The sequence below is a fragment of the Paenibacillus terrisolis genome (genome assembly GCF_056171975.1).
In genome coordinates this window covers 167,227-179,602 of the sequence record NZ_JBKFGG010000017.1, presented here as the reverse complement: position 1 = coordinate 179,602, position 12,376 = coordinate 167,227, and the positions used below count along the sequence as shown (strand labels likewise).

The window sequence follows — 12,376 nt, the reverse complement described above, 5'->3', positions numbered from 1 at the left end:
CCCGGCGAGATGGCCCGGCTGTCGGGCTTGCCGACAGCCGAGGTGCAGCGCGACCGCCTCGGGGTCGCGCGCCGGTTTGCCGCGCAGCACGGCGTGACGCTCGTGCTGAAGGGCGCGCGGACCGTCGTGGCTGCGCCGGACGGCCGCGTGTTCGTCAACGTCACCGGCCATCCGGGGATGGCGACGGGCGGGTCCGGCGACGTGCTGACCGGACTGATTGCCGGTCTGCTGGCGCAGGGGCTTGACGCCGTGCCGGCGGCGACGCTGGGCGTCTACCTGCACGGCATGGCCGGCGAACAGGCCGCTGCCCGGCGCGGGAATCCGGCGTCACTGCTCGCCGGAGACATCGTCGAGGCGCTTTAGGCCCTCGGCCTTGGCGGACAGGGGACCGGGATGGATAGGTATGCCCGTTCTCACTCAGCGACTCGTCGAAACATCATACCAACTTTAGGCTCTCGCTGAAGAAGCGGGAGCTTACTTTATCAATAGCTCTTATATTTCTCATTTTTTGGGCCGTTTTATTTCTTAGAAGCGATTCCAAATGAACGGCAGGCCGTTTCTTTGCCGGGAGAGTCTTCTGATTATATATTGAAATTTATCTAAAATATTGATAACATCATTTCAAAGTACACTGCGATTGTCGGAATTATTTCATAGATAAAAGGAGAGGTAACCGTCATGGGAAAGATAGCATTGATTAACGGCATGCCAACGCCGGGCTCCCGGTTGACCGCGCTTATTGCGCTGGCAACGGATCTGCTGGTTAAGGAAGGATTTGAAGTTCGGCATATTAATGTAGGCGAGCTTCCACCGGAGGATCTGATCCATACCAAATTCGACAGCGAAGCGATCGTAAACGCAAATGCGATCGTCGCCGAGGCGGACGCCGTCGTTGTGGCAAGCCCGGTCTACAAGGCGTCCTATACGGGCGTACTGAAGACGTTCCTGGATTTGATCCCGCAAAAAGGTCTGGCCGGCAAAATCGTTCTGCCGCTGTTCATGGGCGGTACGATGGCCCATCTGCTGGCGATCGACTACTCGCTGAAGCCGGTGCTGTCCGCGCTTGGCGCTCGCCATATGCTTGGCGGGGTATACGCCGTGGATTCCCAGGTGCTCAAGACCGGGGAGGGCGGCTTCGAGATCACCGATGAGCTGAAAACGAGACTGGAGGAAAATGTCGGAGAATTCGCCCGGGAAATCCGGCTGCGCATGAGTCAAAACGCGTTGTCCGAGTACTGAACCGATTTGAATAATGAATCGTCGTCAAGGGAGGGAAGCGGATCGCCAAGGCGCCCGTTTCCCTCGACAATCCGAAAGGCTTCCGGGATCTGGTTCTCCCCGGAAGCCTTTATTTGTGGCCAACGCCGAAGCGACTGCCGAAGACAAGCCGATACTTAGCTAATTAACACAATAGCCGGACCGAATTAACTGGAAAAATGCCGGTTAATTTCAGGGAAGCAGGCTTATGTTATTTTGCCGGAAGGAAGAAAAGACGAGCCTGCTTGAGCATTATGCAAAAGGCCTGCCGTGTTCTGATCCGATCGGCTGCGCCCCCTTTTCCGGGCATCCGGTTTTACGTTCTTCGGTTGGAATCCGCGAAAACGGATAGTACAATGGTAGAAGCTTTAGGTTGAACAACCAAGGGGGATTACGAACGATGTTGAAGCTGGTGTTTTTTGTGGGGGTTGCCGGGACGGGCAAAACGACGGTGGCCAAAAAATTGGCGAAGCTTATGCCGGTGGCGTTTTTGGACCGGGATACCGTGGGCGGCCGCTTTGTGGAAAAGATGCTGGAAATGAACGGGCTGGACGTCAACGATAGAGATTCCGACTTCTACAAACAGCACCTCCGCGATTTGGAGTATGACACCACCAAGGACATTTGCATTGAAAATTTGGCCGTGGGGCAAAACGTGTTCATGATCTCCCCGTTTACGGCGGAGCTAAAAAACACGGCTTGGATTGAGGAAGTCATTGGAGCGGCAGGACTTGCGAAACGGGATGTGGACGTCAAGGTGGTTGTCGTCACTTTGAAGGATATGGACGTTCAAAAGGACCGCATCGTCGGCAGACGGACGGAACGCGACACATGGAAGCTTGAGCATTGGGACGAGTTCAAAGACTGCGTGCAATTTATGCCGAAGATCGCTTGGGATATCCCGGCAGGTTCGATCCTCGTGTTCGACAATAGCGGGGATTTGACGGAGGAGAAGATCGAAAGCGTATACCGGTTCATTCAGTCGGAGGACGTCGTAAGCCCATAAGCGTCTTTTCAAAAATAGTATGGGGGAATCTCTTAAAGCCGGAGGAATTGGAATGGCGACCGTTTTTACATATCTGAAAAGATACCGGGTGGCGGCGATTTCGGCATTATGCATGATGCTGATCGAGCTGGCGGTAGAATTGATTCAGCCGCTGCTCATGTCGCGGATCATCGACGAGGGCATCCGGCCGCATAATCTGTCGGTCGCCTGGCTGTGGGGCGGAGTGCTCGTGGGAAGCGCGATTCTCGCTTTTCTGGGGGGGATCGCCAGCTCTTTTTTCGCTTCATACGCCAGCCAGGGGTTTGCGCATGACCTGCGCGACAAGCTGTACGAGAAGGTGCAGTCGTTCTCGTACGCGGTGTTCGGGCGGTTTGCCGCCTCGTCGTTAATCACCCGGCTGACGGGAGATATCACGCAGCTCCAGGATATGATCTTCATGAGCTTGCGGTTTGCGACCCGCGTGCCTTTGGTTTTCGCAGGCAGCGTCATTATGGCGCTGATCGTCGATTTCCGGCTTGGGCTGCTGCTCACCTTGACCTTGCCGGTGCTGCTCGTGTTTATTCTCCGGATGATGAAAAAAGCCTCCGCTTTGTTCCGCACCGTCCAGCGCCGGACGGACAACGTGAACGGACTGATCCAGGAAAACCTGACCGGGATGAGGCTGATCCGCGTTTTCGTGCGCATGCCGCATGAAATCGGACGGTTTGAAAAGCGCAATCAGGAACTTCGGAAAGGCACGGTATCGGCTCTTCGGTTAACCGAGACAACGATGCCGTTTATTTTGTTTATGATGAATCTGGGCATCCTGGCCGTGTTGTGGTTCGGGCGGGTGGAAATTTCTGCGGGCAGCGCTTCGGTGGGCCAAGTCGTGGCTGTCATGAACTACTCGCTGCGTTCGATTGGCGCCCTGTCGCAGCTGTCCTGGATCATGAGCGCGTTTTCCCGGGCCATGGCTTCCGCCGGCCGCGTTCAGGAGGTGCTGGAGACGGAAGCGGAAGAGACGGCGCGGGAGAAGGGATTAGAGGTTGGAGATGTTCCTCGGAACAGAGGCTGTGCATCGTCTCTAACGCCTTGCTCCGGCGAGAGCGGAAATTTTCCGGTTCGCGGCCAAGTAGAATTTGATCGCGTCGGCTTCCGTTATCCGGGGCGGGAGCAGCCAGTGCTGGAAGATATTTCGTTTACCGCTCGTCCGGGGCAGCGAATCGCAATTCTGGGGGCGACGGGTTCCGGGAAAACTTCGCTGGTTCAACTGATTCCCAGCCTGTATGACCGGACGGAGGGGAGCATCCGGATCGACGGCGTCGATATCCGGGAGATGAATCCCGAGCATTTGCGCAAGGCGATCGGTTATGTGCCTCAGGAAGCGCTGCTGTTTACCGGTTCGATCCGCGACAACATCGCCTGGGGGCGGGAAGAAGCCGGCCGCGAGGAGATTCGGGAGGCTGCGCTCAAAGCGCAGATTCACGAGACGATCGAGCATTTGCCGCAGGGCTACGATACGATGCTGGGACAACGCGGCGTGAATTTATCCGGCGGGCAGAAACAGCGGCTGTCGATCGCCAGAGCGCTGGTACGCCATCCGGCGATCCTGATCCTGGACGACAGCACAAGCGCGCTTGATATGCGAACGGAGGCGGCTTTGCTGGAAGAAATCGGCCGATTGTCCTGCACGACGTTTCTGATTACTCAAAAGATAAGTTCGACCGTTTCGGCCGATTTGATCCTGCTGCTCGACGAAGGCCGCCTGATCGCAAGCGGCACGCATGAGGAACTGCTGCGGACATCGGGGCTGTACCGGCGCATCTTTGATTCCCAGTACGGGAAGGAGGCGGAGCCAAGCTATGCTGAAGACCTTCACTGAGTCCTTTCGGCAGCCATATCCCCAGCCGGAAGCGTATGGGCGCGAGTCCAAAGGAGCCGGGTCCGGCAAGCGGAAGGGCGGTTCCGTAGGCAAAAACGATCCGCGGACCAAAGCCGGGGCTAAAAACTGGTCCGGTACGCTCGTCCGGATTTGGAAATATCTCGCCCGGCATAAAACCAGACTGGCGTTGGTACTGCTCATGGTGATTCTCAGTTCGGCGTTTGGGCTGCTGGGGCCTTATCTGGTGGGGATGGCCGTGGATGATTTTCTCGAGGGCGGCGGCGGCCGAGCTTGGGCGCTTTTTTTGACCGGACTGGGTTTGGTGTATGCTCTGTCTTCGCTCACCTCCTGGCTGCAGAATATCTGGATGATCGAAATCGCCCAGGAGACCGTGTACCGCTTGCGTTCCGAGCTGTTTGCCCAGCTTCACCGTCTGCCGATTCCTTTTTACGGCAAAAGACAGCAGGGGGAGATCATGAGCCGGCTTACCAATGACATGGACAACGTCAGCACTACGCTGAACAGCTCGGCGATCCAGATTTTCTCCAGTGTTCTGACGCTCGTCGGAACCGTGGCGGTCATGCTGTATCTTAGCCCACTGCTGACGCTTTTGACCTTTCTGGTCGTGCCGCTTATGACGCTTGGCATGCGTTGGATCACCCGGCGGACAGGCCCGCTTTACAAGCAGCGCCAGCAAGACATGGGCCATTTGAACGGCTTTATTGAAGAAACCCTCTCCGGACAGCGGATCATCAAGGCGTTTTCTCAGGAGCAGAGGGTCATCCGCGAATTCCGGGAGCGCAATAGCGCCATCCGGTATCCGGTTTTTGGGCCCAGACGATTTCCGGGTTCATTCCGAAGCTGATGAACGGCCTCAACAACCTGAGCTTTGCCCTTGTAGCCGGGATCGGCGGGGTTCTGGCCATCCACGGGCAGATCACGGTCGGCGTCATTATCGTATTCGTGGAATATGCGAGACAGTTCACCCGGCCGCTGAACGATCTGGCGAACCAATGGAACACGTTGCTGTCCGCCATTGCCGGAGCGGAACGGGTATTTGAAATTATGGACGAGGAAGCAGAATTTAAGGATGAAGGCGGTGCGGTGTCACTCGGCGGAATAAATGGGGAGGTCGTTTTTGACCGGGTGTTTTTTTCCTATGAGGAGCATGGAGAAGAGAACGGGGATACGCTGGAGGATATCAGCTTTACGGCCAAGCCCGGCGAGACGATTGCCCTGGTCGGGCCGACGGGCGCCGGCAAAACGACGCTGATCCAGCTGCTGTCCCGGTTTTACGATCCGGCAAAGGGGAAGATCACGGTCGACGGACGAGATATTAGTTCGATTCGCCGCGAAAGTCTGCGCTCCCATATGGCGTTTGTGCTGCAGGATTCGTTCCTGTTCCAGGGAACGATTCGGGAAAATATTCGATTCGGGCGTTTGGACGCCACGGACGAAGAGGTGGAGGAGGCCGCGAGGCTGGCGAATGCCCACTCTTTTATCGTCCGCATGGCGGGCGGCTACGACAAAATGCTGGATGCCGGCGGCAGCGGCATCAGCCAGGGACAGAAGCAGTTGCTGGCCATTGCACGGGCGATCCTTGCCAACCCGTCGATTCTTGTGCTGGATGAAGCGACAAGCAGCATCGACACCGTTACGGAGATCAAAATCCAGGAGGGGCTGCAGCGGCTCATGTCGGGCCGTACCAGCTTCGTGATCGCCCACCGGCTGAACACGATCCGGCAGGCCGACCAGATTCTCGTCCTGAAGGAAGGCCGGTTGATCGAGCGTGGCTCTCATGAAGCGCTTTTGCGTCTGCGGGGCTTTTACTACAACCTGCAACTCGGCGGACTAAGCGTGGAAGAACTGTAGGTTCGAACCTAAGAGTAATGTGAGTCGAGATTCTGAAAATGTTCTGGAGGGAAGGCCCATGTTTTTTGCGGATAACATGAACGCATACTTGCGGAGCGTCATTTTGCAGCGGGAGCAAGTCCCGTCTTTTAAGGAATATCCATTTACGCTGGCTGCCGTCGCCACGTTGGAGAAGCTGGATTTTCACCCGAAGGTGACCTATATCGTCGGCGAGAACGGTATGGGCAAGTCCACGCTGCTGGAAGCGTTGGCCGTCGCGCTGGGTTTTAATCCCGAAGGCGGGACGCTGAACTTTACGTTCTCGACGGCCGCGACTCACTCGGAGCTTCATCGGTATTTTCGGCCGGTGCGAGGCGTAAACAAACCTCGGGACGGGTTCTTCTTCCGTGCGGAGAGCTACTATAATCTGGCGACGGAAATCGACGCTTTGGATGCGCAGCCCAGTTTCGGTCCTCCCATCATCGCTTCCTACGGCGGCAAATCGCTGCATTTGATGTCCCACGGGGAGTCCTTTTTCGCCGCTTTCATGAACCGTTTCGGCGGGCGCGGGTTGTACATCATGGACGAGCCGGAGGCGGCGCTGTCGCCGTATCGCCAGATGGCGATGCTGTCCCGGATGCATGAACTGATCGGAAAGCATTCGCAATTCATCATTTCGACCCACTCGCCGATCCTCATGGCATACCCCGATAGCCTGATTTACCAGCTTACGCCGGATGGCATTCGGGAAACCACGCTGGAGGAGACCGACCACTTCGTCATTATGAAAGAGTTCGTCAACAACCGCAAGGCGATGCTGAAGGAACTGATGGACGAAGAGTGAGGGGCCTCCATTCGGCGGTGTTACTTTTTACGGAATAAAGCGGTCCACAGGAACGACTCGCCGAATACCGGTCCGGGTTGTTCCTTTTGGTGCATCCGCCGGAACCCTACAGCTTCAAAGTCTTTGAAGAGCGTTTTGATTTTTTCCTCCGTGAATCCAAGCCCGCCCTTCATGCTTCGTTCCCGGCACACCTCCCAGTCGGACATCTCGCTGCCCCTGCTTCCCTGCGCGAAGCAGACCAGGCCGAAGTATCCGTTCAAAACGTCCTTCACTTCATGGATTTGTTCCGATTCGGGTACCGATATTTTTCTCAAACGGATGTAATAAAATCAGTCTTTATGCGACTCATTTATGAAAGGGGGATCAGAGTGAAGCGGATCGAAAAACTGTACTTCGAATATCGGCAGGATATTTACGTTTATTTGCTGAGCCTGACCAGAGATCCGACCCTTTCGGAAGATCTGCTGTCGGAAACTTTTGTAAAGGCGATATACTCCATCGGGAATTTTCAGGGGAGGTCCTCGATAAAAACCTGGCTGCTTGGCATCGCCCGTCACCAATGGCTGCAGTCCTTGCGGAAAGAGAAGAGGAACGTGGAATACAGCGATCTTATCGGGCTCTATGTGGTAGAGCATCCACTGGACGCTCTGATCTCGAAGGAAACCGCCGATCGCGTCAGCGAGCTGTTGCATACAAAAGACGAGCGTACGCAAACCATTGTCGATATGCGCATTAACGGAATCAGTTATTACGAAATTTCCGCGCAGCTTGGACTATCGGAGAATTCCGCGCGGGTCATCGATTGCAGAACGAAAAAATGGCTAAAATCGACTTTAGAAAAGGAGGGTCTGATGTGAAAGCGTCTTGCGAAGTGATTTTGGATTTAATCCCTCTTGTAAAGGATGGGGTGGCCAGCGGGGAGAGCCAAAGTCTGGTCGAGGAGCACTTGAAAAGCTGCGAAAGCTGCAGGTCGGAGTTTGAGAGAGAGTTCAGGCCCCCGAAGCATGAAGTAGATGACCGGAAAGTGCTTTATTCCATTAAGAAAAAGCTGTTTATCCTGATGTCGGCATTATTGATGATAGGCGCTGCCTTGGGTCTTGTCGTCAAACAAGGGATATCGCCAAGCATTGTGCCGATGTTTATCTCCATAGTCATGATAGCCATCGTTTGGGTTTTGCTGTTTCGTTCGAAGAATCGAGGTGAAAAGAACATGAGCCGATTTTTTATCGGAAGGGCGATCGGGACTTTAATCGTATTCGGCGGGCTGGGCATTTATTTGCTGCTGAAATACGGATTTGGCTTATTCTGATCACGGAAACGGGCGCCGGAAAACTTTGCAATGACCCGGACTTGCTCCAGCTTGACTGAATATAGAAAATGCAGCCGCTCCCCCAAGGAACGGCTGCAAATCAGCAAGATTGTCCGTATGATGCAAAAAGTTTAATTGTTCTTGTTCGGGGCTATTACCGGGCCCCCAATCGGCAGAATCTTCCTCCCGGCGGTATCGTTGATCACGACGGCGGCAGAGGTATAGAGGGCGATTAAACCGGTCAATTCGCCAACCCAGCCTCCGATTTTCGTAAATCCGTCCACCCCGAAGTCACCGATCGCAAGCAGAAAGAAGGTGATCGTTAAGGTCAAGAAGACCAGGAAAAGCGCGCGATTCGTGAAAAAGCTGCCGATCCACAGCAAGAAGGTCAAAATGCCGAAGAATAGAAGGTACCAGGAAACCCCTTCGGTAGGCGCGGCTTTGATGATAAAGTAAAACGAAATCCAAAAAGCGCCATAGGACGTGAAAGCTGTTGCCCCAAAAGTATTGCCCTTGCGGAATTCCCACATTCCGGCAAGCAGCTGCGCCAAGCCGCCATAAGCGATGGCCAGCCCGAGCACCACTCCCATAGCTCCCGAAGTAAGAACTCCTGCGTTAATCAAGCTGAGCAGGCATGTTGTAATGCCAAACCCTGCAAGTCCGAGTGGTCCCGGATCTGCAATCTTTACGTTGTTTCCCACGAATAGCACCTCGTTATTATGTGTGTTATTTTTTATCGCCTGCAAGGCCGACATTTCTAAATAATGCTTGATAAAGAAGTGCATGTCAACAGGAATCGATCATTTTTTACATATGAAAGCCCGCAAAAAAGAAAGCGCTAGGAAGAGACGCCGCTAATGACTTTTTCTTTTTCCTCAACGCGGTTCCGTCCCCGCGATTTGGCTGAATATAACGCGTCATCGGCTTTTTTCATCAGACATTCAATATCCTTCTGCTTTTCTGCCATCCCGGTTGTTATTCCGAGACTTATCGTTACGCAACTCCCGGCAGAGGAGCGAATATGCGGGATTTTTAGCGATTCGACACCGCTGCGGATGGACTCGGCCAATGTCCTGGCTTCATTAAGGCCGGCCCCAAATGCGATATATACAAATTCCTCACCGCCGATTCTGGCGACCAATTCCGTTTTGCTCCCCACCGTTTCGTGCAAAAACCGTCCGATTTTACGAATAATACGGTCTCCGGCGGCATGTCCGTACTCGTCGTTAAACTCCTTGAAAAAGTCAATATCGATCATCAACAGGGCAGTCTCCGTGCTCCGGGGCATCTCTTCGACCATTTGGGCGGCATATTGGTAGAATGCCCGTCGGTTGGGAATGCCGGTAAGCTCATCGATTTGGGCGAGACGCTTCAATTCCTTGTTCGCCTGCTCCAACTGAAAGTGGGTTACTCTGTTTTCCAATATCTCCTGTTCCAGCAGCTCATTGGATTGTTTGAGCAGAACTTTACCGTGGAAATTGCTTAAATAGGTCTTATAGAGAATTCTTGAAGCAATCCACAGAAAAAAGAGGAAAATGGAAAGATTGAGATAATCGCCAATCAGCACGTTGGTTGAGGGCTGAAAAAAAGGCAAGGCAATCAGAAGAGTAATCGAAGAGATGCCGTAGGGGATCAGCAGCTGTCTGCCGGAAAAGTAGAACATCACGGAGGCGCTTGTAATATTGATGACGAAGGCCATCAGCTCGCCGTAAAGGTGCTGGTCGGCCAGAGCGATGACCGTTCCCCATAGCATAAACAAAACCATATAACCTATAAATATCGCTTCGTATTTTTTGATTTGCGGGGCGGCCTTTTCTTTCCTGCTTTCATAAAATTTCACGAAACCCAGAAATCCCGCATTCAAAAAAACCATCGCAATATACATAACGAAATAGAAACCGAAATGGAACTGATTGTTTACATTCGTTTGCGAGGTGGTTATACTTGCCGCCGCCAATAATAGCTCCAATCCGATCACCACTATGGAAAACAGCTTGCCTCTGCGGATATTTTCTTTGAACATGCTGACGCGAAGCAAGGCCTGTTCTTCAGGTGTTGCCCGGAACGGCACTCCCCATAATTTCATATGCGTATGACTCCTATCTGTTGAGCCTTGGTCTCTATGGCGGAAAGGCTTTATTCCTAATTTATCACAAAAAAGAGCTGCGACTAGGTCTAATTGAAAATTTAGTCTTTGAAACCCGCATGGCCTAGCGGCGTATTAAAGATAAAACCGTTCGAGGTGACCTTGTGATGAGAATCGTCAATTGGGAAGAGGAGAGCAAGCGTTTCAACGAGGCTGCGGATTATTACGATATTTACCGGCCCGGTTATCCTGTGGAATTAGTGGACTTGATCGAGCGGGCGGCCGGACTCACACCGGAGTCGAAAATTCTTGAGATCGGCGCCGGCAGCGGAAAGGCATCGGAGTTTTTTTTGCGACGAGGATACGATTTGGTATGCATTGAACCCGGTCCCAAGCTGGCTGAACTCGGCATGAAAAAATACGGGGATCGAAAGGTAGAGTTCGTGGTTGCGCGGTTTGAGGATTGGAAAGAGCCCCTTGCCTGTTTTGACTTGGCGTTTTCGGCACAAGCCTTTCACTGGGTACCGAAGCCCATCGGCTATGAAAAAAGCGCAAACGCGCTGAAGTCCGGCCGCCGCCTCGCCTTGTTCTGGAATATGTACTCGAACGAAAGCGATGCGGCGGATCAGCGGTACATAACGGTATGCAGCGAGCACCAAGTGGTCCCTTTTCAAAGCAAAGACGAAATCGAACGACGAATTCAAGGCATTGCCGCCGAAATCGCAGGCAGCGGTTATTTCGACGAACCCGCCGTCCACCGTTTCCCGTGGAAGCAGATGTACAGCATGGAGCAGTTTATCGGCTTCCTGAAGACGGGAAACGGCTTTCTCGCTTTATCGGAGCGGGAGCAAAGTCAGTTGATCGAAGAATTGGAGCCAATTTTCTCTAATAATGGCGGAACGATCACGCTGAGCTTCCTATGCACTTTATTTTTGGCGCGGAAAAAAGAAAAATAATTCATTAAGAACACAACAAAGGATCGGTTCCCGGAAATGGGCCGATCCTTTGTTGTTTCGCGGATTACAAATCATCAAAACCGTTGTCGTCGCCAACCTTGCCGTAGTTGCGGGATTTGGCTTCGAAGAAATCGGTTTTTGTCGCGTTGAGCGCTTCGTCGGAAAACGGCTTGATCCAAGGCATGCAGTTAATGTCGACGCCTTCGTAGGCTTTTTCCAGACCCATCAGGGTCAGGCGTTTGTTGGCGATGTATTTGATGTAGTCGGACAACTCGCCGAGATCGATGCCCCGGACTTCTTTTAACGTATAATGCGCCCAGTTCGTTTCCAGCTCCACGGCACGGTTGATCGTGCGGTAGGCGTAGTCGATGTTTTCCTCCGTGTTTAGCTCCGGATAATCAACCAGCAGCTGCTTGAACACTTCGGCGAAGAAATAGCAGTGCTGGTTCTCGTCCCGTTGAATATAAGAGATCATTTGGCTCGTGCCCATCATTTTCTGATCGCGCGCCAAGTTGTAGAAGAAGGCGAACGTGCTGTAGAAGAAAATCCCCTCGAGAATCAGGTCCGCGACCAACGCCTCGAAAAACGATTGCGGCGTCGCTTCGTTGCGGAAGCTTTGATAAATGTCCGAGATGAACGTGTTGCGGTCAAGCAGTACCGGATCATGCTTCCAGTACTCGAAAATGTCCTTTTGCTCCTGCTCCGAAACGATCGAGGAAAGCACGTACGAATACGACTGGTTGTGCACCACTTCCTGCTGCCCGATGATCGCCGAAATCGCCTCCAGCGACGAGTCGGTGAAGTAACGCTTCACGTCGCCGACGAACATCGTCTGCATCGAGTCCAGCACCGCAAGCAGCGAGATGTTGATCTTGAACGTGCGCTGCTCTTCCGCATCCAGCAGCCGGAACTGCTGCGCATCCTTCGCCATCGGGATCTCGTCAGCGATCCAGTGGTTAAGCAGCAGCACTTTGTAGAGCTTGTACATATGCGGCATGCGGATGTCGTTCCAGTTGAGGATGCCGGAATTTTCACCGCCGATAATCCGAGTCGATTTGTTCGGCGCTTCCGTGTTGAAAATCGTTTGTAGCTTCATGGATATCACAGCTCCTTAGATGGGTGGGGATAGAATGCGTTTTTGAGGGCAGCCGTGTGAAATGTTTCCTACGATCGCTGTTGTTCGCGGATTTCTCTGATTAACCAGGT

General features: G+C 53.3%; 12 protein-coding genes and 1 pseudogene. 9 read left to right on the top strand and 4 right to left on the bottom strand.

Annotated features, from left to right (window positions below; all coding sequences use genetic code 11):
- The 6 genes and pseudogenes from ACI48K_RS16380 to ACI48K_RS16355 all read left to right on the top strand — a co-directional run.
- Positions 1-363: ADP-dependent NAD(P)H-hydrate dehydratase (locus tag ACI48K_RS16380; RefSeq protein WP_475028686.1), on the top strand; the 363-nt coding region annotated here is incomplete at its 5' end.
- A 315-nt stretch (positions 364-678) separates the two neighbouring features.
- Positions 679-1,239: an NADPH-dependent FMN reductase gene (gene ssuE / locus ACI48K_RS16375; RefSeq protein ID WP_475028685.1), complete on the top strand. Its 561-nt coding sequence runs from the start codon at positions 679-681 to the stop codon at positions 1,237-1,239.
- Between the two features lie 418 nt (positions 1,240-1,657).
- The gene (locus tag ACI48K_RS16370; protein ID WP_475028684.1) at positions 1,658-2,263 is read left to right on the top strand and encodes a P-loop nucleotide/nucleoside kinase family protein; all 606 of its coding nucleotides are present in this window, start codon (positions 1,658-1,660) and stop codon (positions 2,261-2,263) included.
- Between the two features lie 52 nt (positions 2,264-2,315).
- Positions 2,316-4,124, top strand: a complete 1,809-nt coding sequence (locus tag ACI48K_RS16365) for an ABC transporter ATP-binding protein (protein ID WP_475028683.1) — start codon at positions 2,316-2,318, stop codon at positions 4,122-4,124.
- A pseudogene (locus ACI48K_RS16360) lies at positions 4,105-5,996 on the top strand (ABC transporter ATP-binding protein). Before ACI48K_RS16365 ends, ACI48K_RS16360 begins: the two are co-directional and overlap by 20 nt.
- A 58-nt stretch (positions 5,997-6,054) precedes the next feature.
- On the top strand, positions 6,055-6,819 hold the full coding sequence (locus ACI48K_RS16355) for an AAA family ATPase (RefSeq protein ID WP_475028682.1): 765 nt from the start codon (positions 6,055-6,057) through the stop codon (positions 6,817-6,819).
- 20 nt (positions 6,820-6,839) lie between these two features.
- Here ACI48K_RS16355 and ACI48K_RS16350 read toward each other — a convergent pair whose 3' ends face one another.
- Positions 6,840-7,091 carry a hypothetical protein gene (locus tag ACI48K_RS16350; protein WP_475028681.1) on the bottom strand — a complete coding sequence of 84 codons (252 nt, stop codon included), beginning with the start codon at positions 7,089-7,091 and terminating at the stop codon, positions 6,840-6,842.
- Positions 7,092-7,187: 96 nt separating this feature from the next.
- Between ACI48K_RS16350 and ACI48K_RS16345 the strand changes: the two genes are divergently transcribed.
- Together ACI48K_RS16345 and ACI48K_RS16340 are read left to right on the top strand one after the other, a co-directional pair.
- Entirely contained in the window at positions 7,188-7,676 is a 489-nt protein-coding gene (locus ACI48K_RS16345) for an RNA polymerase sigma factor (RefSeq protein ID WP_475028680.1), read from the top strand.
- Positions 7,673-8,128: a zf-HC2 domain-containing protein gene (locus ACI48K_RS16340; RefSeq protein ID WP_475028679.1), complete on the top strand. Its 456-nt coding sequence runs from the start codon at positions 7,673-7,675 to the stop codon at positions 8,126-8,128. The genes ACI48K_RS16345 and ACI48K_RS16340 overlap by 4 nt, the downstream gene beginning before the upstream one ends.
- A gap of 131 nt (positions 8,129-8,259) precedes the next feature.
- Here the strand turns inward: ACI48K_RS16340 and ACI48K_RS16335 are convergent, their stop codons facing one another.
- Positions 8,260-8,829, bottom strand: coding sequence for an acetate uptake transporter (locus tag ACI48K_RS16335; RefSeq protein WP_475028678.1), 570 nt, complete (start codon positions 8,827-8,829; stop codon positions 8,260-8,262).
- A gap of 137 nt (positions 8,830-8,966) precedes the next feature.
- Positions 8,967-10,214: a GGDEF domain-containing protein gene (locus ACI48K_RS16330; RefSeq protein WP_475028677.1), complete on the bottom strand. Its 1,248-nt coding sequence runs from the start codon at positions 10,212-10,214 to the stop codon at positions 8,967-8,969.
- Between the two features lie 167 nt (positions 10,215-10,381).
- Between ACI48K_RS16330 and ACI48K_RS16325 the strand changes: the two genes are divergently transcribed.
- A complete protein-coding gene (locus tag ACI48K_RS16325; protein ID WP_475028676.1) occupies positions 10,382-11,170 on the top strand; it encodes a methyltransferase domain-containing protein in 789 nt (262 codons plus the stop codon).
- Positions 11,171-11,234: 64 nt separating this feature from the next.
- Here ACI48K_RS16325 and ACI48K_RS16320 read toward each other — a convergent pair whose 3' ends face one another.
- Positions 11,235-12,266, bottom strand: a complete 1,032-nt coding sequence (locus ACI48K_RS16320) for a ribonucleotide-diphosphate reductase subunit beta (protein ID WP_475028675.1) — start codon at positions 12,264-12,266, stop codon at positions 11,235-11,237.
- Between the last annotated feature and the right edge of the window lie 110 nt (positions 12,267-12,376).